At 64.2% G+C, this 23,161-nt stretch carries 22 protein-coding genes; 3 read left to right on the top strand and 19 right to left on the bottom strand.

What is annotated here, in order from left to right:
- Window positions 1-16 precede the first annotated feature (16 nt).
- The 5 genes from ACFY68_RS07770 to ppc all read right to left on the bottom strand — a co-directional run bounded on the left by ACFY68_RS07770 (window position 17) and on the right by ppc (window position 5,725).
- Window positions 17-886 (bottom strand): DUF72 domain-containing protein, encoded by an 870-nt coding sequence (locus ACFY68_RS07770; protein ID WP_387525261.1) that lies wholly within the window; start codon window positions 884-886, stop codon window positions 17-19.
- Between the two features lie 3 nt (window positions 887-889).
- The gene (locus ACFY68_RS07765) at window positions 890-1,177 is read right to left on the bottom strand and encodes a hypothetical protein (RefSeq protein WP_387525258.1); all 288 of its coding nucleotides are present in this window, start codon (window positions 1,175-1,177) and stop codon (window positions 890-892) included.
- A 129-nt stretch (window positions 1,178-1,306) separates the two neighbouring features.
- Window positions 1,307-1,981, bottom strand: a complete 675-nt coding sequence (gene tsaB / locus ACFY68_RS07760) for a tRNA (adenosine(37)-N6)-threonylcarbamoyltransferase complex dimerization subunit type 1 TsaB (RefSeq protein WP_387525255.1) — start codon at window positions 1,979-1,981, stop codon at window positions 1,307-1,309.
- A gap of 208 nt (window positions 1,982-2,189) precedes the next feature.
- On the bottom strand, window positions 2,190-2,840 hold the full coding sequence (gene adk / locus ACFY68_RS07755; protein WP_346611819.1) for an adenylate kinase: 651 nt from the start codon (window positions 2,838-2,840) through the stop codon (window positions 2,190-2,192).
- A gap of 257 nt (window positions 2,841-3,097) precedes the next feature.
- Window positions 3,098-5,725 (bottom strand): phosphoenolpyruvate carboxylase, encoded by a 2,628-nt coding sequence (gene ppc, locus ACFY68_RS07750; RefSeq protein WP_387525252.1) that lies wholly within the window; start codon window positions 5,723-5,725, stop codon window positions 3,098-3,100.
- A gap of 170 nt (window positions 5,726-5,895) precedes the next feature.
- Between ppc and ACFY68_RS07745 the strand changes: the two genes are divergently transcribed.
- The 3 genes from ACFY68_RS07745 (at window position 5,896) to ACFY68_RS07735 (ending at window position 7,760) form a co-directional block, all read left to right on the top strand.
- Entirely contained in the window at window positions 5,896-6,240 is a 345-nt protein-coding gene (locus ACFY68_RS07745) for a pilin assembly protein (RefSeq protein WP_387525249.1), read from the top strand.
- 267 nt (window positions 6,241-6,507) lie between these two features.
- Window positions 6,508-6,921 (top strand): DUF4398 domain-containing protein, encoded by a 414-nt coding sequence (locus tag ACFY68_RS07740; protein WP_346611822.1) that lies wholly within the window; start codon window positions 6,508-6,510, stop codon window positions 6,919-6,921.
- A gap of 50 nt (window positions 6,922-6,971) precedes the next feature.
- The gene (locus tag ACFY68_RS07735; protein ID WP_387525246.1) at window positions 6,972-7,760 is read left to right on the top strand and encodes an OmpA family protein; all 789 of its coding nucleotides are present in this window, start codon (window positions 6,972-6,974) and stop codon (window positions 7,758-7,760) included.
- Between the two features lie 144 nt (window positions 7,761-7,904).
- Here ACFY68_RS07735 and ACFY68_RS07730 read toward each other — a convergent pair whose 3' ends face one another.
- The 14 genes from ACFY68_RS07730 to ACFY68_RS07665 all read right to left on the bottom strand — a co-directional run bounded on the left by ACFY68_RS07730 (window position 7,905) and on the right by ACFY68_RS07665 (window position 23,090).
- Window positions 7,905-8,231 carry a hypothetical protein gene (locus ACFY68_RS07730; protein ID WP_387525243.1) on the bottom strand — a complete coding sequence of 109 codons (327 nt, stop codon included), beginning with the start codon at window positions 8,229-8,231 and terminating at the stop codon, window positions 7,905-7,907.
- Window positions 8,228-9,151: an alpha/beta hydrolase gene (locus ACFY68_RS07725; RefSeq protein ID WP_346611825.1), complete on the bottom strand. Its 924-nt coding sequence runs from the start codon at window positions 9,149-9,151 to the stop codon at window positions 8,228-8,230. Before ACFY68_RS07725 ends, ACFY68_RS07730 begins: the two co-directional genes overlap by 4 nt.
- Window positions 9,123-10,400, bottom strand: coding sequence for a flavohemoglobin expression-modulating QEGLA motif protein (locus ACFY68_RS07720; RefSeq protein ID WP_346611826.1), 1,278 nt, complete (start codon window positions 10,398-10,400; stop codon window positions 9,123-9,125). The genes ACFY68_RS07725 and ACFY68_RS07720 overlap by 29 nt, the downstream gene beginning before the upstream one ends.
- Window positions 10,401-10,427: 27 nt before the next feature.
- On the bottom strand, window positions 10,428-10,976 hold the full coding sequence (locus tag ACFY68_RS07715) for a hypothetical protein (protein ID WP_387525239.1): 549 nt from the start codon (window positions 10,974-10,976) through the stop codon (window positions 10,428-10,430).
- Window positions 10,977-11,005: 29 nt separating this feature from the next.
- The gene (locus tag ACFY68_RS07710) at window positions 11,006-11,722 is read right to left on the bottom strand and encodes a TetR family transcriptional regulator (protein WP_346611828.1); all 717 of its coding nucleotides are present in this window, start codon (window positions 11,720-11,722) and stop codon (window positions 11,006-11,008) included.
- Window positions 11,723-11,915: 193 nt separating this feature from the next.
- The gene (gene lysS, locus ACFY68_RS07705) at window positions 11,916-13,418 is read right to left on the bottom strand and encodes a lysine--tRNA ligase (protein WP_387525237.1); all 1,503 of its coding nucleotides are present in this window, start codon (window positions 13,416-13,418) and stop codon (window positions 11,916-11,918) included.
- Between the two features lie 93 nt (window positions 13,419-13,511).
- Window positions 13,512-14,607, bottom strand: a protein-coding gene (prfB, locus tag ACFY68_RS07700) for a peptide chain release factor 2 (RefSeq protein ID WP_387525234.1) whose coding sequence is annotated in 2 segments (ribosomal slippage) — window positions 13,512-14,534 and window positions 14,536-14,607 — 1,095 coding nt in all. Because the reading frame shifts where the segments join, the coding sequence is not laid out codon by codon here.
- A 92-nt stretch (window positions 14,608-14,699) separates the two neighbouring features.
- On the bottom strand, window positions 14,700-15,704 hold the full coding sequence (gene wspR / locus ACFY68_RS07695; protein WP_387525231.1) for a Wsp signal transduction system regulator diguanylate cyclase WspR: 1,005 nt from the start codon (window positions 15,702-15,704) through the stop codon (window positions 14,700-14,702).
- A 50-nt stretch (window positions 15,705-15,754) separates the two neighbouring features.
- On the bottom strand, window positions 15,755-16,768 hold the full coding sequence (locus tag ACFY68_RS07690) for a chemotaxis response regulator protein-glutamate methylesterase (protein WP_387525228.1): 1,014 nt from the start codon (window positions 16,766-16,768) through the stop codon (window positions 15,755-15,757).
- Window positions 16,765-19,047 carry a hybrid sensor histidine kinase/response regulator gene (locus ACFY68_RS07685; protein WP_387525225.1) on the bottom strand — a complete coding sequence of 761 codons (2,283 nt, stop codon included), beginning with the start codon at window positions 19,045-19,047 and terminating at the stop codon, window positions 16,765-16,767. Before ACFY68_RS07685 ends, ACFY68_RS07690 begins: the two co-directional genes overlap by 4 nt.
- Entirely contained in the window at window positions 19,044-19,709 is a 666-nt protein-coding gene (locus ACFY68_RS07680) for a chemotaxis protein CheW (RefSeq protein ID WP_387525222.1), read from the bottom strand. The genes ACFY68_RS07685 and ACFY68_RS07680 overlap by 4 nt, the downstream gene beginning before the upstream one ends.
- Window positions 19,706-20,959 (bottom strand): CheR family methyltransferase, encoded by a 1,254-nt coding sequence (locus ACFY68_RS07675; protein ID WP_387525219.1) that lies wholly within the window; start codon window positions 20,957-20,959, stop codon window positions 19,706-19,708. Before ACFY68_RS07675 ends, ACFY68_RS07680 begins: the two co-directional genes overlap by 4 nt.
- Window positions 20,956-21,462 carry a chemotaxis protein CheW gene (locus tag ACFY68_RS07670; protein ID WP_387525216.1) on the bottom strand — a complete coding sequence of 169 codons (507 nt, stop codon included), beginning with the start codon at window positions 21,460-21,462 and terminating at the stop codon, window positions 20,956-20,958. Before ACFY68_RS07670 ends, ACFY68_RS07675 begins: the two co-directional genes overlap by 4 nt.
- A 5-nt stretch (window positions 21,463-21,467) precedes the next feature.
- Window positions 21,468-23,090 carry a methyl-accepting chemotaxis protein gene (locus ACFY68_RS07665; protein WP_387525213.1) on the bottom strand — a complete coding sequence of 541 codons (1,623 nt, stop codon included), beginning with the start codon at window positions 23,088-23,090 and terminating at the stop codon, window positions 21,468-21,470.
- Window positions 23,091-23,161 lie beyond the last annotated feature (71 nt).

Here is a 23,161-nt window from a genome sequence, read left to right as displayed (position 1 = left end):
GGTGGTCGGGGAATGGTCAGAGTAGTCCCAGTTGTTCGACCTCAGGGGCGCGCGGCAATTCCGGCAGAGCTGCCAGGCCGGGCAAGCGGGTCATCAGGCGCTGGTGAAAACGCTGGGCCAGTGCGGCAGCCAGGCGGTTGTCGGAGGTATGCAGGAAAATGTAAGGGCTACGGCCTTCCTCGATCCAACTGGCGACCTTCTCAACCCAGGGCAAGAGGAAGGGTTCGTTGGCATCCAGCACGGGGTGGCCGATGAAGCGCACCTGCGGGTGCTGGCTGAACGCTGCCGGGCGCGGCGGCACCTTGGGTTTCTTGGCTTGAGCGTCGAGCACAGCGGTGTCGCGTGACGTGCAGCTGAACAGCGCGCGCGGGTCCAGGCAGATACGTTCCACGCCGCGCTCATGCAGCAGGCGGTTGAGCAGGCGTTCTTCCTCACCCTTGGCGAAGAAAGCCTGGTTGCGTACCTCAACGGCCACCGGCACACCGATCTCATCGAGAAACTGCCCCAGTTCCATCAGACGCTCCGGGCCGAACTGCGCCGGCAATTGCAGCCAGTAGGGCGACACTCGCTGGCCAAGCGGCGCCAGCAGCCGGGTGAAATCGCAGGCGGCTTCGAAACGCTCGCGCAGGTCGCCTTCATGGCTGATATCGCGGGGGAATTTGGCGGTGAAGCGAAAGTGCGCCGGCATCACCTGCGCCCAGCGCGCGACGGTGCCGGGCGCGGGGCGCGCGTAGAAGGTGGTATTGCCCTCGACCGCGTTGAACACCTGGCTGTACAGGCCCAGGTATTCGCGGGTTGTGGCATCAGCGGGGTACAGGTAATCGCGCCAGGCGTTTTCGCTCCATGACGGACAACCGAGAAAATATGGCAGGGGTGATGGAATCATCCATCAAATGTACAGGTCGAGCCCCAGCACTTCCATGTCCCAATCGGTAAAACCGGCGGTACTGAGGTAGCTTGCAAGCGCGGTTGCAGTACGGCGGTCACGGGCGCGGGGGAAAACCATGTCTTGCTGGCGAGCCGGCAGGCCACCGGGGCGGCGGCGCTGCGCGGCCTCCTGCGCGACTTCGGCGTCTTCGACCAGTTCGGCATCGTCGATGCTTTCATCGCGCACCGCCGCTTTGCGCGGTGTGCGCTTGACCGGGTAGGACTGCGATGAAAAACCGTCGATACGCATGATGAGCACTCAGGACCAATGATGGCAATTTAGCAGCATCAGTGTTCCGTCGCTAATGCTCGAGTGATAACTGGACCACAGTTTGTACCAAAGGTTTTATCGACAACCGCGATAACCGACGAACAGCACTCAGCGGGCTTTGGGCGTAGCTACATTATCGCGCAGGTAAACCGGTTGCGCCTGGTCGGCGGCGATTGCCTCGCCACGTGCCCAGGCAAAGCGTGCCAGGCTGAGGATATCCAACGCATTCGGCAGCGCCGCCGGGTTGCTGGCGCTGGCCTGCACAGCGAGGCGCTCGGCGTAGCCCCAGCCGGTGCCGGCGCCGTACCAGTTGCCGCTGCTGCCGTCAGGCAACGCCACGCGCTCGGGCGGCAGCACTGCTTCCTGGCCTTGCAGGCGCATCTCGCCGGCCACCGCCTTGTAGCAACCCCAGTACACTTCGTCCATGCGCGCGTCGATGGCAGCTGCCACCTGCTCGGCACCGTGCTCGCGCAGCGCGCCCTGGGCCAGCGCGGCCAGGTTGGACACCGGCAGCACCGGGCGCTCCAGGGCAAAAGCCAAGCCCTGCACCACGCCGATGGCAATACGCACACCGGTGAACGCGCCCGGGCCACGGCCGAAGGCGATGGCATCGAGGGCGTTGAGCGCCACACCGGAATCACCCAGCAGCTGCTTGATCATCGGCAGCAGCTTCTGCGCGTGCATGCGCGGGATCACCTCGTAATGGCTGGTTACCTTGCCATCATGCAGCAGCGCGACGGAACAGGCTTCGGTGGCGGTATCCAGGGCCAGCAGGGTGGTCATCGAACGGGTATCCAGGTGCGAATGAAAAGAGCGGCAGTATAGGGCACCAGCGGCTCATGTGGGAGCGGCCATGCGTCGCGAAAGGGCCGCAAGGGGCCCCAGGGTTTCAGCGACGCTACAGAATTCGATGGGGCTGCTTTGCAGCCCTTTCGCGACACAAGGCCGCTGCCACATAAGCGGGCCGTTGTGATGTGCGGCAGGTGATGGATCAGCTCAGGGCTGCCAGGACCTTGGCAGTGATGGCGTCGACCGAACCAACACCTTCGATGTGGCTGTACTTAGGCTTGCCAGCGTTGGCAGCCGACAGCTTCTGGTAGAACTCCACCAGCGGCTTGGTCTGGGTGTGGTAGACCGACAGGCGATGACGCACGGTTTCTTCCTTGTCGTCGTCGCGCTGGATCAGGTCTTCGCCGGTGACGTCGTCCTTGCCTTCCACTTTCGGCGGGTTGTACTGAATGTGGTAGGTGCGGCCCGAGGCCAGGTGAACGCGGCGGCCAGCCATACGGCCAACGATCTCTTCGTCGTCGACAGCGATTTCGACCACGGCGTCGATGTCGACACCGGCAGTGACCATGGCTTCAGCTTGCGGGATGGTGCGTGGGAAACCGTCGAACAGGCAGCCGTTGGCGCAGTCTGGCTGGGCGATGCGCTCCTTGACCAGGCTGATGATCAGCTCGTCGGAAACCAGTTGGCCGGCATCCATGACTTTCTTCAGTTCCAGGCCCAGCGGGGTGCCAGCCTTGACGGCAGCACGCAGCATGTCACCGGTGGAAATCTGTGGAATACCGAACTTTTCGGTGATGAACTTTGCCTGAGTACCTTTACCGGCCCCGGGAGCTCCCAGCAGAATTACGCGCATCTCGTGCTCCTCAAATTTTTTTATGAAATTCAATGGATTCGGCAACCAGGGCCAAGTCCGGAATATCGGGTATGACCATAAATCGGTCAGAAGGCTGCTCAAGATACACAGCGCCCGTCAGCCAGACAAGCGCCCCAAAGTTACAAGAATGTGCCATGCGTGGCTGCGGTTGCAGGCGGTTGCGCCCGGCGCAACCACCCTCGCTACCCTACCCTGGGTCACACGGCGCCCAGGGTGACGGGCAGAGCACGATGGCCTCAGCCGGTATTGCGCAGGCCTGCGGCAATCCCCGCCACGGTGACCAGCAAGGCCTGCTCCAATGGGCTGTCCAGAGCGGCTTCACGGCTGCGCGAACGCGCCAGCAGCTCGGCCTGAAGGCGGTGCAGCGGGTCCAGGTAGGTGTTGCGCAGGCTGATGAATTCCAGGGTCTCGGGGCTGTGCGCCAGTAGCACCGGCTGCCCGGTCAGGCCCAGGACCACTTGGCAGGACTGCGACAATAGGTCGCGCAGATGTGCACCTAAAGGAAGCAGGCCGGGTTGCACCAGACGTTCGTCGTAGGCCTCGGCGATTTGTGCGTCGGCTTTGGCCAGGACCATCTCCAGCATGTCGATGCGGGTACGGAAGAACGGCCACTGCTCGCGCATCTGCGCCAGTAACGCGCCCTGGCCACGTGCCAGCGCGTTGCTCAGGGCGGTTTCCCAACCCAGCCAGGCGGGCAGCATCAGGCGTGTCTGGGTCCAGCCGAAGATCCACGGGATGGCCCGCAGGCTTTCGATACCCCCGGCGCGGCGCTTGGCCGGGCGGCTGCCCAGTGGCAGGCGCCCCAGTTCCTGTTCCGGCGTGGACTGGCGGAAGTACTCGACGAAGTCTGGGTTCTCCCGCACTACGCTGCGGTAGGCGTCGACGCCGTCGGCCGCCAACTGGTCCATCAACGCACGCCAGGCCGGTTCAGGGGGTGGCGGCGGCAACAAGGTGGCCTCCAGCACCGCCGCTAGGTAAAGGTTGAGATTCTGTTCGGCAATGCCCGGCAAACCGAACTTGAAGCGGATCATCTCGCCCTGCTCGGTGGTGCGAAAACGCCCCGCCACCGAACCCGGTGGCTGCGACAGGATCGCCGCGTGGGCCGGGCCACCGCCACGCCCGACAGTGCCGCCACGGCCGTGGAACAACAGCAGCTCGACCTGATGTTCACGGCAGATGCGCACCAGGTTTTCCTGCGCACGGTACTGCGCCCAGGCTGCAGCCGTGGTGCCGGCGTCCTTGGCCGAATCGGAGTAACCGATCATCACTTCCTGCGGCCCGCGCAGGCCCGCACGGTAGCCCGGCAGGCCCAGCAGCCGCTCCATCACCGGCCCGGCGTTGTCCAGGTCGGCCAGGGTTTCGAACAGTGGCACCACACGCATGGGCCGGGTCAAGCCGGCCTCCTTGAGCAGCAACTGCACGGCCAGCACATCGGACGCCGCGCCGGCCATGGAGATGACGTACGACCCCAGCGATGCGCCAGGTGCTGCGGCTACTTCACGGCAGGTGGCGAGCACTTCGGCGGTGTCGGCCTGGGGCGTGAAGTGGGCAGGGAGCAATGGCCGGCGGTTTTTCAGTTCGGCCTGCAGGAACGCGATGCGCTTGTCTTCATCCCAGTCGGCATAGTTGCCCAGGCCAAGGTAATCGGTGATCTCCGACAGCGCGTCGCGGTGCCGGGCAGCATCCTGGCGCACGTCCAGGCGACCGAGGAACAGGCCGAAGGTCACTGCACGGCGCAAGGTGTCGAGCAACGGGCCATCGGCAATAACGCCCATGCCGCATTCGTACAGCGACTGGTAGCAGAGCTCCAGCGGCGCGATCAGGTCACGGTTGTCCACCAGCACGTCGGCGCTGGCCGGTTGGTTGCTGGCCAGCGACGCATGGGCCCAGGCACGTGTCGCCCGCAGGCGGTCGCGCAACTGCTTGAGGACGGCGCGGTAAGGCTCCGCACTCTCCCCCACCCGCTCGCGTACGGCACTGCTGGCCTGCTGCATGGACAACTCGGCGGCCAGCGCATCGATGTCACGCAGGAACAGGTCAGCGGCCATCCAGCGCGCCAGCAGCAGCACCTCGCGGGTGACGGCGGCAGTGACATTGGGGTTGCCGTCGCGGTCGCCGCCCATCCACGAGGCGAAGCGAATGGGTGCAGCTTCCAGCGGCAGGTGCAGGCCGGTGGCGTCGAACAATGATTTGTCGACCTTGCGAAGGTGGCTGGGGATTGCATGCCAGAGCGAGTGTTCGATCACCGCGAAGCCCCATTTGGCTTCGTCTACAGGGGTTGGCCGGGTACGGCGGATTTCTTCGGTGTGCCAGGCCTCGGCGATCAGCCGACGCAGGCGTTCGCGCACCTGCTCGCGCTCGGCGGGGGTCAGGTCGCGGTGGTCCTGGGCGGCCAGCTGGCCGGCGATGGCGTCGTATTTCTGGATCAGAGTGCGGCGTGCCACTTCGGTAGGGTGGGCCGTGAGCACCAGCTGGATGTCGAGCTTGGCCAACTGCCTGGCCAAGGCATCGTCCTTGTGCCCGGCCTGCTTGAGGCGTGCCAGCAGCTCGGGCAACACCCGCGCTTCAAAGGGCTCGGGCTGGTCGGCATCACGGCGGCGGATCAACTGATACTGCTCAGCCATGTTGGCGAGGTTAAGAAACTGGTTGAATGCCCGCGCCACTGGCAGCAGGTCTTCCTCGGCGAGGTCCGCCAGGGTCGAACTCAACTGCTCGCCGGCACTGCGCCGGTCGGCCTTGGCGCTGTGGCGGATGGCCTCGATCTTTTGCAGAAACGCCTCACCGTGCTGCTGGCGAATGGTATCGCCGAGCAATTCGCCCAACACATGCACATCTTCACGCAAGCGCACATCGATATCGGTCATTGGCCCTCTCTTCGGCGCGGCTCGCCCGCGCTCTGCTCCGGAAACAGCACTGGCCCAAGAGTGCCCATAGCCGGGGCGTGATGGCAAGCCGCGATCGGGCAAAGCAAACTAAAGTAAAGGCACAACAGTCCGATGCGATGCAGCCTTTGAAGGCGTTTACCGAGGTCATCATGAAAATCCGCGAACTCGCCCAGCACTGGGAACAGAATGCCGCCGGCACCCTGAGCCCGACCGGCCATAGCTTGCACCTGGACCTGGAGTCCGAAGCACGCCTGGCGGCCCTGATCGACATGTACCCCAAGCGCACCGCCGAGGAACTGCTCGGCGAACTGGTCGCCGCCGCACTCGAAGAGCTCGAGGCCAGCTTCCCTTACGTGCAGGGCCGCAAGGTCATTTCGACCGATGAGGAAGGCGACCCGCTTTATGAAGACATCGGCTCTACGCCGCGCTTCCTGGCCCTTTCACGGCGCCACCTGCAGAGCCTCAGCAACACCGGCGACGACAGCGGCAACTGACGCGCCTCCCTGATGTTCCGGGCCGCCCATCGGCCCGGAATACCGCTGCTGTCAGTGGAAGTTCCATGGGAAAACCGCTGACCAATCAGTCAGAAATACTTGGTATTTTTTTCTGAACTATTCAAAAAACGCCTCAGTCAGAGCCAATAGCCATCACGCTAAAACCCTGCACACCTGCCGTTGTGCACCGTTCAGCCGACACGCGAGGCGATGCCAGGGATTGAGCGATGGACTGCTACGGACATCGTCGTTATCAGGAGTGATCCAATGGAGCTGACCACCATGAAGACCCGCACTTCGAAATTTACATCCACTCACCTGCGCGGGTTCAAGCTGGCCGCGCTGGCCCTGGGCAGTAGCCTGGTCCTGGCCGGCTGTGCAGGCAACCCGCCAACCGAGCAGTATGCCGTCACCCAGTCCGCCGTGAACTCCGCCGTCAGCGCTGGCGGTACCGAGTTTGCCGCCGTTGAAATGAAAGCGGCGCAGGACAAGTTCAAGCAGGCCGAAATTGCCATGCATGACAAGAAGTATGACGACGCCCGACGCCTGGCCCAGCAGGCCGAATGGGATGCTCGCCTCGCCGAACGCAAAGCCCAGGCTGCCAAAGCCCAGAAGGCCGTGCAGGATGCCCGCCAGGGCGTTCAGGACGTACGTGAGGAAGGCCTGCGCAGCGCTCAGTGAGCCCTGCCCTGCCCGCCTTAGCCTTCGCACTCGATCAAAGGATGAACACTATGCGCAACTACGTCATGATTCCCGCCCTGCTGGCCCTGAGCGTCGGTCTCGCTGCTTGCTCGCACGACCCGAACGCCAACCTGGAGTCGGCCCGCACCAACTTCTCTTCGCTGCAGAGCGACCCGCAGTCGAGCAAGGTCGCGGCCCTTGAAACCAAGGACGCCCAGGACTGGCTGAACAAGGCCGACAAGGCCTACATGGACCGTGAGGACACCCAGAAGGTCGACCAGCTGGCTTACCTGACCAACCAGCGTGTCGAAGTGGCCAAGCAGACCATCGCCCTGCGCACCGCCGAAGGCGAGCTGAAAAACGCCTCCGCCCAGCGTGCCCAGGCCAAGCTGGATGCCCGCGACGCACAGATCGCCAAGCTGCAGGACAGCCTCAACGCCAAGCAGACCGACCGCGGTACGCTGGTCACGTTCGGCGATGTGCTGTTCGATTTCAACAAGGCCGAGCTCAAGAGCAGCGCCTTGCCTAACGTCACCAAGCTGGCGCAGTTCCTTCAGGAAAACCCTGAGCGCAAGGTGATCGTCGAGGGCTACACCGACAGCGTCGGCTCGGCCAACTACAACCAGACCCTGTCCGAGCGCCGCGCCGCTGCCGTGCGCATGGCCCTGGTACGTGCAGGCGTAGACCCGGCGCGCATCGTCGCCCAAGGCTACGGCAAGGAGTACCCGGTGGCTGAAAACTCCAGCAACGCGGGCCGTGCGCAGAACCGCCGCGTGGAGGTGACCATCTCCAACGACAACCAGCCGGTGGCACCGCGTTCGGTGAGCCAGGCGCAGTAAGCTGGCTAGCTGAAACAAGAACCCCGCCGTGATGGCGGGGTTTTTGTTTGTCAGTTCTGGCCTCTTCGCGGGGCAAGCCCGCTCCCACAAGTGAGGTACCTGTGGGAGCGGGTTTACCCTGCGACAGCCAAAGGAAGTGACTGCTCACTGCACCTGCTTCGGCGTCTCCTCGCCCATGCACCGCACCGCACGCTTGCGGTTGTCCACCAGCACGCCGGTCAGGCCTTTCTGCTCGGTGTCGAACAATACCAGCACGCCATCCACGCACTGCGCGACCTGCGGCGCGCGGTCGAGGGATACCTTGTAATCCTCGCCGGGAATGGTCTTGAGCATGGTGAAGTCCTGCAACAGCAGTGCATCCTCCGGTTTTGCGAAATGCAGGTAGCCGTAATACCAGAGGGCCCCCACCGTCACGATGATGCTGCCGACACCGGTCAGAATCAGCGGGATGGCGTTGCGTTCTTCACTCATTGCTTGTTCTTCTCGTCAGGGTAGTTGGGCACTTCGGCAAGCCGCCGCAGGCCGTTGAAATGGCTCGGGTCATCGAGAAAGCGCAGCATCACCTGGCGCCACACCGGGTCAGCGAAGGTCTGCACGTGGCCGCCACGGGTCAGTTGCAGCACCCGCGGTGGCGGTGCGTGCTGGTACAGCCGGATGCCGTTGTTCATCGGCACCAGGTTGTCGTCGATGCTGTGGAAGAACAGCTTCGGCGGGCTACTCAGGCGCTCCACCGAACGGATCGCGCTGTCGCCATCGGGCACCAGCCAGGACAACGGCACCTGCAACGGCCAGGTCATCCATGAGGTACTCAGGGCAAACCGCCCGACATCGCGATAGCTGGCCGGCACCCCATCGAACACCAACGCGCTGAAGCGCTGGCGCTGGTCCGGGTGCTCGGCCAGGTAGTGAATGGCCATCGCCCCGCCAAGGCTCTGCCCCAGCAACACCAAGGGCTTGCCCTTGACCTCGGGTGCCTGGTCGAGCCAGGCCATGGCCGCCGCGATGTCTTCATAGACCTCCGGCAAGCCAGGTTTGCCTTGGGACAAGCCATAGCCGCGGTAATCGATCATCAGCACCTGGTAGCCTTGCTCCGGCAGCCAGTAGCTGCCGCCAAGGTGCCCGGCCAGGTTGCCGCCGTTGCCATGCAGGTGCAGCACCGTGCCTTTGACCGCCACGCCGGCCTTGGCTGGCAGCCACCAGCCATGCAGGCGGACACCGTCCGCAGTAGAAAGGGTGACATCGCGGTACTGCAGCTTCGCCCGCTCCGGCGTGAACGGCTGGCCAGGCTCTGGGTAGAACAGCAGGCTGCTGCACCCCCCAAGCCCCAGCAGCAACATGCCTAGTGCCAGCCAGCGGCAGCGCTCAGAGAATGTTCGCGTAATCGGCTTCAATGCGATCAAGGCTCAGGTGGTTGAGGAAGTTGGAGAAGCACATCCACGCCGACAGCGCGTTGAGGTCGCGAAACTGCTCCGGCAGGTATTTGGGCGGCTCCACCAGGCCCTCTTCGACCAGCTGGCGCAAGGTGCGCATGTCTTCGAGGGTGGTCTTGCCGCAGAACAGCAGCGGAATCTGCTCAAGCTTGCCCTTCTTCACGGCCAACTGAATGTAGTTGTAAACCATGATGAAGCCTTTGAGGTAGGACAAGTCCTTGGTAAACGGCAACCCATTGGGCACCGAACCGCGGAACACCCGGCTGGCGTTGCTGTAGCTTTGCGCCATCTCGAAGCCCTGGGCGCGGAAGAATTCGAACACCTGCAGAAAATCAGCGCCCTCCTCGACCATGTGAATGGCGCGGGTGCGGTTGGTGAGCTTGCGCAGGCGGCTGGGGTAGGAGGCAAAGGCGATCACCTCCATGAGGATCGCCAGGCCCTCCTGGGTCACCGTCGAGGAGGGCGGCCCCTTGGCGAGGAAGGTGCAGATCGGCTGATTGAGCCCGTTCAGTGTGGTACCTACGTGCACCAGGCCCTCATGCACCTCCAGCGCGCGTACGTCGCGGCTGTTGAACATGGCGTCAGCGCGTACCTTGATGTAGTCGGCGCCCGCTGCAGCATCGGCGACGATGCCATCGGACTCGAACACGCGGATGGTTTCCTCGGCCTCGCCGAACACCTTGTTCAGGCGCCGCTGGAGAATGTCCACGGCCTCCTTGGCAGTGAGGTTCTTTGGCTCGTCCTTGAGGTCGCCACGGCCATCGATGTTGTTCAGGTAGTCGGAAAGCATCAGGCCCAGATCGGCCAGGGTCGGGTCGCCGGCGTGGAACGCATCGGACGCCGCGCCGTACAGTTCCTGGGAGATCAGGCCGAAGTCCTCGGTGCCGCGCGCTTCAAGCATGCGCACCACCATGCGGTACTCCTTGCACATGCGCCGCATGATCTGCCCGACCGGGTTGAACTGGCCGAGCCGACGGGTGATGTCGCGCTCGATGCTCTGGAACTCGGCCTTGACCGCGCTGGAATCGAACGACAGCGGGCGCGACTGGTAATAGGCGCGGTCTACCGCGGGTGGCTCCTTGCCCTTGGACTTGAGAAAGCCCTGGCGAATGCTATCGTCCCACTTCACCGCATCCAGCACGCGGATCGGGGTCTGCGCCGCGACAATGCGGTCGGACAGCGCGCGTATGGTCTGCTGATACTCGTCCACCGGGGACTCCTTGAAATCAGATCCTGGCTATTTGCCGCGGCGCTGGAAGCGTGCCACCTCGACGAACAGGTCGGAATTGGCCGGGTCATCCAGGTAGGCCAGCACCCGCGCGGACGGGCTGTCGATCAGAACGCCTGCGCCGTTGTCTTCGGGTACCTCGATGCTGTGCCCGCTCAGTTCCTTCTTCTCGACCGCCTGCTGCACCTGCTCGACGTCGAGGTTGTATAGCACCAGCTCCTTGCCATCGACGATATCGAAGCCGCCGATCAGGAAATTGCCACCCAGGCGCTTGGGCACACCGGCCGAGAGGTACCAGCGGTTGCCGTGGCGCGATACGGTGAACACATATTCTGCAGGTTTCTTGCCCTTGGCCGTGGCTACGGCCTTGTAGGCATCGGCGCCACTGCGGCTGATGACCAGTTTCAGCGGTTCGCCCCAGGCATCCTTGCTGCTCCACTGGCCGAGCAGGGCCTTGGGCGCCGCCTGATTACTCGGCAGCGGCTCATGGAAGGTCACCAGACAACCGCCCAGCAGCAGGAATGACAACGTCAACAACACCACACGCCAGGCTTTCATCAGGTTCTCCTTGAAAGTTCGGACTGTGCTCAGGCCGATGCCAACACCAGGTGCAGGTAACGGGTAAGCATAGCGAGCATCTGCCCATCGGCTTGCGCATCGGCGTCCTTGAGCAGGCCCTGATATTCCATCTGCTCGATAATCGCCGTCAACATCTGGGCGTCCTGTTCCGGCTGCTGCGAGCCGACGACCTGCAAAAGCTGCCGCGTGCCATGCAGCAGAATCTGCTCATGGGCACGCACCAGCTCGGCCAGGCGCGGGCACAGCAGCGCCTCCTGGCGGAAGGCCTGTTCGGCCATCATGAAGTCGCGACGGTTGAGCAACTGACGGGACACATAGTCGGCGGTCATGCGCGCCACTTCGTCGGCCAGCCGCGCCCGCGATTGCGCGCTGCCATCGCCCTGGGCCAGCAGCTGGCGCAGGACCACTTCGGTATTGGCCCAGAGCTTGGCCATATAGGCGGCGCTGCGCTCGACGTACTGGGCGAAGGTATCGGTGAGCAGGTCCTCGATATCCTTGAAATAGTAGGTGGTGGCCGACAGCGGCACGCCCGCCTCGGCCGCCACCGCACGGTGACGCACGCCACGCACGCCGTCACGCACGACGATGCGCATGGCGGCGTCGAGGATAAGCTGGCGGCGCTGTTCGCTGCCTTGGCGGGCGGTCTTGCGACCCTGGTATTGCACGCTTTCGGCGACGGCGGTGGCAATGCCGGCGGCGCCTTGCTGGGCGGTTGCGGGGGTCACGGGTGTACCTCATCGATCTTGGGGTGACTGTACCGGCCCTATCGCCGGCAAGCCGGCGATAGCAGCTACTCCACTGTACTCAAGCGCAGTGCGGTAACCTGTGGGAGCCGGCTTGCCGGCGATAGGGCCTGACAGACAACATAAGGTTTCAGGCAAGAAAAAGCCGCCCATGAAGGCGGCTTGTTCAATTGGCTCAGGCCTGTGGACGCATGTGCGGGAACAGGATCACGTCGCGAATCGACGGCGAGTTGGTCAGCAGCATCACCAGGCGGTCGATGCCGATGCCTTCACCGGCGGTCGGCGGCATGCCGTATTCCAGGGCGCGAACGAAGTCGGCATCGTAATGCATGGCTTCGTCATCACCGGCGTCTTTCTCGGCCACCTGGGCCAGGAAGCGCTCGGCCTGGTCTTCGGCGTCGTTGAGCTCGGAGTAGGCGTTGGCGATTTCGCGGCCACCGATGAACAGCTCGAAGCGGTCGGTTACAGCCGGGTTCTCGTCGTTGCGGCGCGCCAGCGGCGAGACTTCGAACGGGTACTCGGTGATGAAGTGCGGCTGCTCCAGCTTGTGCTCGACCAGCTCTTCGAAAATCATCACCTGCAGCTTGCCCAGGCCTTCATGGCCGAGCACCTTGGCACCGGCTTTCTTGGCGATAGCACGCGCCTTGTCGACGTCCTGCAGGTCGGCGGCAGACAGCTGCGGGTTGTACTTGAGGATCGAGTCGAACACCGACAGGCGCACGAACGGCTCGCCGAAGTGGAACACCTTGTCGCCGTACGGCACGTCGGTGGTGCCCAGTACCAGCTGCGCCAGCTCGCGGAACAGCTCTTCGGTAAGGTCCATGTTGTCGTTGTAGTCGGCGTAGGCCTGGTAGAACTCGAGCATGGTGAACTCGGGGTTGTGCCGGGTCGATACGCCTTCGTTACGGAAGTTGCGGTTGATCTCGAAGACCTTCTCGAAGCCACCGACCACCAGACGCTTGAGGTACAGCTCCGGCGCGATACGCAGGAACATGGCCATGTCCAGGGCATTGTGGTGGGTTTCGAACGGCTTGGCCGCGGCACCACCCGGGATGGTCTGCAGCATCGGCGTTTCGACTTCGAGGAAGTCGCGCTCGGTGAGGAACTTGCGGATGTGCGAGATCACTTGCGAACGCACACGGAAGGTGTGGCGGGTTTCTTCGTTGACCATCAGGTCGACGTAGCGCTGACGGTAGCGCTGCTCGGTGTCGGTCAGGCCGTGGTGTTTGTCCGGCAGCGGGCGCAGCGACTTGGTCAGCAGGCGTACGTTGGTCATTTCGACGTACAGGTCGCCTTTACCGGAGCGCGCCAGGGTGCCCTCGGCGCTGATGATGTCGCCCAGGTCCCAGGTCTTGACGGCGGCCAGGGTTTCTTCCGGCAGGGTCTTGCGGTTGACGTAGACCTGGATGCGGCCGGTCATGTCCTGGATCACCATGAACGAGCCACGGTTGAGCATGATGCGCCCGGCAACCTTGACCGGAATCGCTGCAGCTTCCAGTTCTTCCTTGGTCTTGTCGGCGTACTGCTTCTGCAGGTCGTTGCAGTAGCTGTCGCGACGGAAGTCATTGGGGAAGGCATTGCCCTTGGCGCGCTCTGCGGCAAGCTTTTCCTTGCGCAGGGCGATCAGGGTGTTTTCTTCCTGTTGCAGGTCTTGCGATTCGGTCTTGAGGTCGCTCATGTCGTCATTCTTTCCATCAGGTATTCGTTGCCCTTGTCGGGCAGGGCACGCGATGCCGGCAGGCAGCCGGGCATCGCGGCGGTGGTGTGCGGCTTACAGCCCCTGCTTGAGGCTAGCTTCCAGGTACTGGTCGAGGTCGCCGTCCAGAACCTTCTGGCAGTCGCTGCGCTCTACGCCGGTACGCAGGTCCTTGATGCGGGAGTCATCCAGCACGTAGGAGCGGATCTGGTGGCCCCAGCCGATGTCCGACTTGCTGTCTTCAAGCGCCTGGGAAGCGGCGTTGCGCTTCTGCATTTCCAGCTCGTACAACTTGGCCCGCAGCATTTTCATGGCGGTGTCTTTGTTGGCGTGCTGGGAGCGTTCGTTCTGGCAGGCCACCACGGTGTTGGTAGGCACGTGGGTGATACGCACCGCAGAGTCGGTGGTGTTCACGTGCTGACCACCGGCACCCGAGGAGCGGTAGGTGTCGATACGCAGGTCGGACGGGTTGATGTCGATCTCGACCTTGTCGTCGATCTCGGGCGATACGAACACCGCCGAGAACGACGTGTGACGACGGGCGCCGGAGTCGAACGGGCTTTTGCGCACCAGGCGGTGCACGCCGATCTCAGTGCGCAGCCAGCCGAAGGCGTACTCGCCCTTGATATGCACGGTGGCGCCCTTGATACCGGCGACCTCACCTTCGGAGAGCTCGATGATGGTGGCGTCGAAACCGCGCTTGTCGGCCCAGCGCAGGTACATGCGCAGCAGGATGTTGGCCCAGTCCTGCGCTTCGGTACCGCCGGAGCCGGCCTGGATGTCCAGGTAGGCGTTGTTCATGTCCATCTCGCCGCTGAACATGCGACGGAACTCAAGCTGTGCCAGGTTTTCTTCCAGGCCTTCCAGCTCGGTCACGACGTCGCTCACGGCGTTTTCGTCATTTTCCTCAACGGCCATGTCGAGCAGGTCCTTGCAGTCGGCCAGGCCGCCGGCCATCTTGTCCAGGGTCTCGACGACCTGCGCCAGCATGGCGCGTTCGCGGCCCAGGGCCTGGGCATACTCGGGCTTGTTCCACACGGCTGGGTCTTCCAGCTCGCGGTTGACTTCGATCAGGCGGTCATGCTTTTGATCGTAGTCAAAGATACCCCCGAATGGACTGGGAACGCTCGGTGAGGTCCTTGATGGTGTTCAGAATCGGTTGGATTTCCATGGGCGCGCGGCTCTCGTACGAATTCGGTGAAAAGCCCGCGAGTATAACCGATCCAGGGAGCTGCGGCAGCCCGTTGGGCTACCGCTCGTGCCTCAGGCAATGCCGACCTGGTTGCGGCCGCTGTTCTTGGCCAGGTACAAGCCCTTGTCCGCTGCCGAAATCAACTGCCGGCAATGGCTGCCGACCGCAGGTGTGTGGGTCGCCAGGCCAATGCTGACCGTCAGCCGCGAATCGGCCTGCGGCGCCGTGTGCGGGATACTCAGGCCATGCACGGTCTGGCGTAGCTTCTCGGCGACCAGGCGCGCACCGCCCGGGGAGGTATTGGGCAGCACCAGGGCGAACTCCTCGCCACCGTAGCGCGCCGGCAGGTCGGTGGGCCGTGCGCAGGAACCGCGAATGGCCTCAGCCACCTGGCGCAACGCCTCGTCCCCGGCCAGGTGGCCGAAACTGTCGTTGTAGACCTTGAAGTAATCGACATCGATCATCAGTAACGACAACTGCTGCTGTTCACGCATCGCCCGGCGCCATTCCAGCTCCAGGTACTCGTCGAAATGGCGGCGGTTGGACAGCCCGGTCAGGCCGTCAGAGTTCATCAGCCGCTGCAGCATCAGGTTGGTGTCGAGCAGCTGTTGCTGGCTCACGCGCAGTGCACGGTATGCCTCGTCGCGCTGTAGCAGGGTCAGGTACGAGCGCGAGTGATAGCGGATGCGCGCCACCAGCTCGATGGTGTCCGGCAGCTTGACCAGGTAGTCGTTGGCACCTGCCGCGAAGGCTGCGCTTTTGACCAGCGGGTCTTCCTTGGTCGACAGGACTATGATCGGGATGTCCTGGGTGGCCGGGTTGTTGCGGTACTCGCGCACCAGGGACAGGCCGTCGAGGCCCGGCATGATCAGGTCCTGGAGGATTACCGTGGGTTTGATGCGCATGGCCTGGGCCACCGCCTGGTGCGGGTCGGCGCAGAAGTGGAAGTCGATGTTCTCTTCGTGGGCCAGGCCACGACGCACCGCTTCGCCGATCATCGCCTGATCGTCGACCAGCAAGACCATCGCCGAATTTTCATTGGCGGTCGCAAAACCTTCGATGGGTAGATCAGTCATCCGTATTCACCTGATCACGGCCGCGTGGGCGGGGTGATTCAATACATTCGTCATTGTGCGAAGATTTCCATCAAGCGCCCTGCAATCCGTTCCAGCGGACGGATTTCCACCGCCGCACCGATTGCCGCGGCAGCCTTGGGCATGCCATAGACTGCGCTGCTGGACTGGTCCTGAGCGATGGTCAGAAAGCCTTGCTGGCGCATCAGTTTGAGGCCCTGGGCGCCATCGCGGCCCATGCCGGTGAGCAAAACACCCACCGCATCGCCGCGCCAGTAACGCGCCACGCTCTCGAAGAACACATCGATCGAGGGCCGGTAGATTTCGTTGACAGGTTCGGCAGTGTAGGCCAACTGGCCGTTCTGCAGCAGGCGTATATGGTGGTTGGTGCCCGCCAGCAGCACCTGGCCAGGCTGCGGTGGCTCGCCCTCACGGGCCAGGCGCACCGGCAGGTCACAGGCGCTGGCGAGCCACTCGGCCATGCCAGCGGCGAACACCTGGTCGACATGCTGAACCAGCACGATGGACGCCGGAAACGCCTTGGGCAGCCCCTTGAGCAGCACTTCCAGCGCGGCTGGCCCACCGGCCGACGAGCCGATCGCCACCAGGCCGCGGCGCTGTGCGGCATCGCGCAAGGGTGCCGCCACCGGTTTGGTTACGCCGGGCCGTTGCTGGCCGATCAGCCAGCTGATATTGAGGATCTTGCGCAGCAGCGGCGCCGCCGCCTCACGCGCATCCCCGGCGCCCAGGGCCGGGGTGTCGACCACATCAAGCGCGCCATGGCCCATGGCTTCGAACACCCGGTGCACGTTCTGCTTGCGGTCGACGGTGACGATGACGATGGCGCACGGCGTCTCGGCCATGATCCGCCGGGTCGCCTCCACACCGTCCATCACCGGCATGATCAGGTCCATGAGAATCAGGTCGGGGGTGGCCACGGCGCACTGGCGCACGGCCTCGGCGCCATCACCGGCCACCCAGATCACCTCGTGCGCAGGCTCGAACGCCAAGGCCCGGCGCAACGCCTCTACCGCCATGGGCATATCGTTGACGATGGCGACCTTCATCCCTGAGCATCTCCGATCAGTTCTACCACGGCATCCAGCAACGCATCATCGTGGAAGCTGGCCTTTGCCAAATAGTAGTCGGCGCCAGCGTCCAGGCCACGCCGTCGATCTTCCTCGCGGTCCTTGTACGACACCACCATCACCGGCAGTGCCTGCAGGCGCTGGTCGCGGCGCACCAGGGTGACCAGTTCGATACCGTCCATGCGTGGCATGTCGATATCGGTGATCAGCATGTCGAAGTCTTCGCTACGCAGCGCGTTCCAGCCGTCCATGCCATCGACCGCTACCGCCACCTCGAAGCCGCGGTTGCTCAGCAGCTTGCGTTGCAGCTCGCGCACGGTGAGCGAGTCGTCGACCACCAGAATGCGCTTGCGGCTGGCACCACGGCCGCCTTGCACGCCACGCTCGATGCGCTCCAGGCGGCCGGTGCTGAGCAGCTTCTCGACCGAACGCAACAGGTCTTCGACATCGACGATCAACACCACCGAGCCGTCGTCCAGCAGTGCCCCTGCCGAAATGTCCTGAACCTTGCCCAGGCGCGGATCCAGCGGCATCACCACCAGCACACGTTCACCGATCAAGCGTTCCACGGCCACGCCATACAACTGCTCACGCTCGCGAATGACCACCACCCGCAAGCTGCTTTGATCGCCCTGTGCGGTCGGCCGGTTGAGCAGCTGGGTGGCCGCCACCAGGCCGATATGCCGGCCCTCGTGCCAGAAATGCTGACGGCCTTCGATCTGCACGATCTGCTCGGCCGCTACCTCCAACGTGCGCTCGATATGCGCCAGCGGAAACGCATAGGCTTCTCCGCCGACTTCCACGACCAGGCTGCGCACCACCGACAGCGTCAGCGGCACTTCCAGGTGGAAGCGGCAGCCCTGGCCGGCCTGCTGGGTCAGCTCGATCGAGCCGCGCAAGTCACGGACCATGTGCTGCACCGCATCCAGGCCAACGCCGCGGCCGGACACTTCGGTCACCTTGTCGCGCATGCTGAAGCCCGGCAGGAACAGAAAGGTCAGCAGCTCCGCTTCGCTCATCTGCGCCACGGTTTCTGCGGGGGACAAGCCGCGCTGGACGATACTGCGCCGCAGCCGCTGCAGGTCGATGCCAGCGCCGTCATCGCTCAGTTCGAGTATCAACATCCCCGCCTGGTGCGAGGCGCGAAGGCGGATTGCGCCGTCTTCCGGCTTGCCTGCCAACAAACGCTGCTCGGGCAGTTCGATACCATGGTCGACCGCGTTGCGCAGCAGGTGGGTCAACGGTGCTTCGAGTTTTTCCAGCACATCGCGGTCAACCTGGGTCTTGTCACCTTCGATCTGCAGGCGCACCTGCTTGCCCAGCGAGCGGCCCAAGTCACGCACCATGCGGCTCTGCCCGGTGAGCACATCGGCAAACGGGCGCATGCGGCAGGCCAGAGCGGTGTCGTAGAGCAACTGGGCGCGCTGGCTGGCCTGCCAGCCGAACTCGTCGAGGTCGGCGGCCTGTTGTTGCAGGATCTGCTGGGTTTCCACCAGCATCCGCTGGGTCTGGGCCAGCGCGTCGAGCACTTCCAGGCTCTGGCCGCTGTCTTCCAGGTGGTTCTTCAGCCCGTCGAGGGCGCGCATGCCCTGGCCGTGCATGCGTTTGAGACGCTGCAAGGTGGCGAGATAAGGCTTGAGGCGTTGAGTCTCGACCAGCGATTTGCTCGACAGGTCGAGCAGGCTGTTGAGCCGGTCGGCGGTCACCCGCAACACCCGCTCGCCGCCCTCCCCGCCGCGCTTACCGGCCTTGCGCGGCAACAGCGGTTCGACTTCGGGCTCGGGGTCGCTGAAAACCGGCTCGACCACTGGCGGGACAAAAACGGGCACCGCAGGCTCGGCCGGCAACGCGGGTGGTAAAGGCGCGGCAGCTGGGTCGAGCAGGCCTGCCATCTGCGCCAGGAACGCGGGGACTGCCGCCTCACCTGCGGGGTCACCGGGTGTGGCGATATGCAGCAGCAGGTCAGTGCCGCGCAGCAATGCGTCGATATGCTCGGCGCGCAGCAGCAAGCGGCCTTCCTGGGCGGCTACCAGGCAGTCTTCCATGACATGGGCCACGCTGACCCCGGCATCGATGCCGACAATGCGTGCCGCGCCTTTCAGGGAGTGCGCCGCGCGCATGCAGGCTTCGAGCTGGTCGGCCTGGGTCGGGTTGCGCTCCAGGGCCATCAGGCCCGCGCTGAGCACCTGGGTCTGGGCTTCGGCTTCAAGGCTGAACAGTTCGAGCAACGATGCGTCGCGCATTTGTTCAGGGGTCATGACAGGCTCCGCTGCACGGCAGACAGTAGTTGTTGATCGTCCAGCACGCGTACGCTGCGCCCGCGCCACTGCAGCACGGCAGCGGTGTACGGTGCGCAATCTTGCGGGGCGCCCGGCAGTGCGGTGTCGAGGCGATGAATGCCGTCGATCTCGTCCACCGCCACCACCACGGGCCCGCCCGCCGCCGCGAGTATCAGCAGCCGTGGCATGCTGCGGCCGCTACGCGCCTGCTCAGGCCCAGGCGCCAGCCCCAACAGCTCGCTCAACGACAGGCACGGCACCAGCGCACCGCGCACATTGGCCACCCCTTGCAGCACCCGCGAGCGCTGATGGGGCAAGGAGTGCACCGGCTGCACTGGCGCAATCTCGGCCAGGCAGGCGGTGGCCAGGGCCAGCCACTCCTCGCCCAGGCGGAACAACAGCAACGAGCGCCCGGCGCGGCTCTCGACCACTGCAGCCTCATGCAGCTGATCGTCCTGGGCCAGTGAATAACGGTCGAGCAGGCGGGTGGCAGCGGCGGCGTAAACTTCACAATTGCGGCAATGGATATGCCGCTCCAGCAGCGGGCACTGCTTGTCGCCGTGCACGCCGATGCGGTTCCAGCAATCGTCGATGCGCTCGTCATCCTCAGCGAGCAGCTTGATCGCGTGTTCGACGTTCATCGTTCACTCTCCCGGCCTGCGCGCGCCGCGCGCTCCTGCAAGCGGCGGGCACCGGCTTCGTCGCCCTGGGCCGCCAGCAGCATGGCCAGGTGCAACAGCGCTTCGGGGTGCTGAGGCTCCAGGTACAAGGCCTTGCGGTAATGGGTCAGCGCTTGGCGGGCATCGCCTTCGGTATCGCTGAGCAGGCCCAGCCAGTAATACACCTGGGCCTTGGGCGCAAATTGCTGCAGGTAGCGCTGGCAACCGGCGCGGGCCTGCGCGCTGTCGCCGGCGTTGGCCTGGCGGGCAATGCTGGCCAGCAGCTCGCTTTCGCTTTCGCGCTGCGCGGCGCCAGGCGCGGCAACCGGGGCCTGGCGCAATGGCCGCGAAACGCGCGCGGGTGCAGGCATGGGCCGGCTCGGCGCTGCTGGCGCCGGCAAGCTGCGCCGTATCGGCGGTGGTGCCGAGGGCGTATCCGCCAGTTGGCGGACATAGGCAAACGACTGGGCAATCCCCAGAGGCCGCATGCCCAGCCGCGCCAGCAGGCTACCCTCAGCCGGCCCGATGAACAGCACGCCCTGGGCATGGGTGAGGCGCTTGAGCACTTCGAACACCCGCTGTTGCGTCGGCACATCGAAATAGATCAGCAAGTTGCGGCAGAACACGAAGTCGTAGTCCCCATTGCGGCTGCTCAAAGCGGGATCGAGCACGTTACCCACTTTCAGGCTGACCTGTGCGCGAACGCGCTCATCCAGCAGGTGACCGTCGTCGAACTCGTGGAAGTGCCGCTCGCGAAACGCCAGCTCGCTGCCACGGAACGAGTTGCGTCCATAAACGCCCTGCACACCTTTGGCCACCGAGTTGGGGCTGATATCGATGCCGTCGATGTGAAACGCCGTCGGGCTCATCCCGGAGTCGAGCAGGGCCATGGCCAGCGAATAGGGTTCTTCCCCCGTGGAGCATGGCAGGCTCAGCAAGCGCAGGGGCCGTTCGCCGGCAAGCTCGGCCAGGCGCTTGTGGGCCAGCCCGACCAACGCAGTGAAGGACTCCGGATACCGGAAGAACCACGTCTCCGGAACGATCACCGCCTCAATCAGCGCCTGCTGTTCTTCTGCAGATTGCTGCAAGCGCAGCCAGTAGTCGTGCAAGTCGATGGCATTTACCGCGACGCAGCGCTGCTGCAGGGCACGTTCGACCATGGGCGCACCCACCGAGTCGACATCCAGGCCGATCCGCTCCTGCAAGAAGCGGAAGAAGCGTTGCTCGCTCATGCTGGCACCTGCCCGGGCTCAGGGGGGAACAGCAGCTCGCGCACGGCATCGGTTAGCAAATCATCGACTTCGATACGCTGCAGCAAGCCGCTGGCGTCCTGGCGAACCGGGCCCAGGTAACGCGCCTCGCCGTTATCCAGACCATAGGGCTGGAATTCCTCGGCGGGGCAACGCAAGGTTTCGGTGGCTTGCTCGAGGATCAACCCAAGTTGATGCTCGCCACGGTAGCGCACCAGCACCAGGCGTGTGCTGGTGCGCGCTGCCGCCGGGCGCGCAAAGCTCAGCGCCGACAGGTCGACCACCGGCACCAGCACGCCACGGTGGGCCACAATGCCAGCGACCCAGGCCGGTGCCTGGGCGATCGGCTTGAGCGGCCGGCGCGGCAGCACCTCGACCACTTCGCGCACGTCCAGGGCAAAGCGTTGCTCGTTGAGACGAAACTGCAGGTACAGCGTGCCCTTGGCGCTGGCCGCTGCTGCCGTATGAGGGTGCAGGTCGGTCATGGCGGTCAGACTTTGAAGCGCGAAACACCGCCGCGCAGGCCCGCGGCCACCTGGCTCAGTTCGTCAATGGCGAAACTGGCCTGGCGCAGCGATTCCACCGTCTGGGTGCTGGCGTCGCTGAGCTGGGCCAGCGCCTGGTTGATCTGCTCGGCACCGGTAGCCTGGGCCTGCATGCCTTCGTTGACCATCAGCACCCGCGGCGCCAGCGCCTGCACCTGGTGGATGATCTGGGTCAGTTGCTCGCCCACCTGCTGCACCTCGAACATGCCGCGGCGCACCTCTTCGGAGAACTTGTCCATGCCCATGACCCCGGCCGAGACCGCCGACTGGATTTCCCGCACCATCTGCTCGATGTCGTAAGTCGCCACCGCCGTCTGGTCAGCCAAGCGCCGCACCTCGGTGGCCACTACGGCAAAGCCACGGCCGTACTCGCCGGCCTTTTCCGCTTCGATCGCGGCATTGAGCGACAGCAGGTTGGTCTGGTCGGCGACCTTGACGATGGTCACCACCACCTGGGTGATGTTACTGGCCTTTTCGTTGAGGATCGCCAGCTTGGCGTTAACCAGGTCGGCAGCGCCCATCACCTGGTGCATGGTGTCTTCCATGCGCGCCAGGCCCTGCTGGCCGGAACCAGCCAGGCTCGACGCTTGGTCTGCGGCGCTGGTGACTTCGGTCATGGTCCGCACCAGGTCGCGCGAGGTAGCGGCGATCTCACGCGAGGTGGCGCCGATTTCGGTCGTAGTGGCCGCGGTTTCTGTGGCGGTGGCCTGCTGCTGCTTGGAGGTGGCGGCAATTTCAGTGACCGAGGTGGTCACCTGCACCGACGAACGCTGGGCCTGGGACACCAGGTTGGCAAGCGCCTCGGCCATTTCGTTGAAGCCGCTCTCGATGGCACCGAACTCGTCCTTGCGGTCGAGGCTCAGGCGCATGCTCAAGTCGCCCGAACGCAATTTGTCGAGGGCATGCACCACGCGCTGTACGGGGGCGGTGATAGCACGCATCAGCAACAGGCCGCAGATACCGGCCGCAACGATCGCCAACAGCAGCGAGACGATCATGCTGCCCTTGGCGGTGCTCACGGCGCTGACGATCTCGTGGGTAGCGGCATCGGCGGATTCGCGGTTGTGCTCGATCACCGTATTGAGGTGCTTGCGGCCGTCCACCCAGGCCGGGGTGAGGACGTCCTTGATCAGCCGCTCGGCTTCGGTGTAGTCGTGCCGACGGTAAGCGTCCAGGACCTGGCCGATGATATGCGTGTAGGTTTCCTCCATCTGGATGAAGGTGTCGAAGCGCGCCTGGTCGTCATTGTCCTGAATGGTCTGCTGATAGCTGGCCATGTGCTGCTTGAGGCGGTCTTCAAAGCTTTTGAACAGCTCCATGTCTGCCGCAGTGATTTCGCGGTGGTCGGACAACCCCACCAACTGCTGGCTGGTGACGTAACTGTCGACCCAGGCGCTGCGGATCATCGAGCTGTAGTAAACCCCGGGAATGCTGTCGGTGCCGACCGCCTCCTCGGCACTTTCGATCGCCACCAACCGCGAGTAGGCGGCCACGATCATCAGCAGCATGATGGCGATGATCACGGCGAAACTTGCCAGGATCCGTTGGCGCAACGTCCAGTTCTTCACATTCAGCCCTCAGGAATTCACAACGAGCGGGAAAATCGCCGAAGTATAGCCCAGGCTTCCTACGCTTTTGC

The sequence above is a fragment of the Pseudomonas sp. NPDC012596 genome (genome assembly GCF_042902325.1).
Classification (GTDB): Bacteria; Pseudomonadota; Gammaproteobacteria; order Pseudomonadales; family Pseudomonadaceae; genus Aquipseudomonas.
Note: the sequence above shows the minus strand (reverse complement) of the source record. Positions and strands in the feature narration are given on the sequence as shown.

What these genes read in the sequence shown, in the direction of transcription:
- ACFY68_RS07770 (WP_387525261.1), bottom strand. Translation starts at nt 886, where the DNA reads ATGATTCCATCACCCCTGCCATATTTTCTCGGTTGTCCGTCATGGAGC.
- ACFY68_RS07765 (WP_387525258.1), bottom strand. Translation starts at nt 1,177, where the DNA reads ATGCGTATCGACGGTTTTTCATCGCAGTCCTACCCGGTCAAGCGCACA.
- tsaB (WP_387525255.1), bottom strand. Translation starts at nt 1,981, where the DNA reads ATGACCACCCTGCTGGCCCTGGATACCGCCACCGAAGCCTGTTCCGTC.
- adk (WP_346611819.1), bottom strand. Translation starts at nt 2,840, where the DNA reads ATGCGCGTAATTCTGCTGGGAGCTCCCGGGGCCGGTAAAGGTACTCAG.
- ppc (WP_387525252.1), bottom strand. Translation starts at nt 5,725, where the DNA reads ATGACCGATATCGATGTGCGCTTGCGTGAAGATGTGCATGTGTTGGGC.
- ACFY68_RS07745 (WP_387525249.1), top strand. Translation starts at nt 5,896, where the DNA reads ATGAAAATCCGCGAACTCGCCCAGCACTGGGAACAGAATGCCGCCGGC.
- ACFY68_RS07740 (WP_346611822.1), top strand. Translation starts at nt 6,508, where the DNA reads ATGGAGCTGACCACCATGAAGACCCGCACTTCGAAATTTACATCCACT.
- ACFY68_RS07735 (WP_387525246.1), top strand. Translation starts at nt 6,972, where the DNA reads ATGCGCAACTACGTCATGATTCCCGCCCTGCTGGCCCTGAGCGTCGGT.
- ACFY68_RS07730 (WP_387525243.1), bottom strand. Translation starts at nt 8,231, where the DNA reads ATGAGTGAAGAACGCAACGCCATCCCGCTGATTCTGACCGGTGTCGGC.
- ACFY68_RS07715 (WP_387525239.1), bottom strand. Translation starts at nt 10,976, where the DNA reads ATGAAAGCCTGGCGTGTGGTGTTGTTGACGTTGTCATTCCTGCTGCTG.
- lysS (WP_387525237.1), bottom strand. Translation starts at nt 13,418, where the DNA reads ATGAGCGACCTCAAGACCGAATCGCAAGACCTGCAACAGGAAGAAAAC.
- wspR (WP_387525231.1), bottom strand. Translation starts at nt 15,704, where the DNA reads ATGACTGATCTACCCATCGAAGGTTTTGCGACCGCCAATGAAAATTCG.
- ACFY68_RS07690 (WP_387525228.1), bottom strand. Translation starts at nt 16,768, where the DNA reads ATGAAGGTCGCCATCGTCAACGATATGCCCATGGCGGTAGAGGCGTTG.
- ACFY68_RS07685 (WP_387525225.1), bottom strand. Translation starts at nt 19,047, where the DNA reads ATGACCCCTGAACAAATGCGCGACGCATCGTTGCTCGAACTGTTCAGC.
- ACFY68_RS07680 (WP_387525222.1), bottom strand. Translation starts at nt 19,709, where the DNA reads ATGAACGTCGAACACGCGATCAAGCTGCTCGCTGAGGATGACGAGCGC.
- ACFY68_RS07675 (WP_387525219.1), bottom strand. Translation starts at nt 20,959, where the DNA reads ATGAGCGAGCAACGCTTCTTCCGCTTCTTGCAGGAGCGGATCGGCCTG.
- ACFY68_RS07670 (WP_387525216.1), bottom strand. Translation starts at nt 21,462, where the DNA reads ATGACCGACCTGCACCCTCATACGGCAGCAGCGGCCAGCGCCAAGGGC.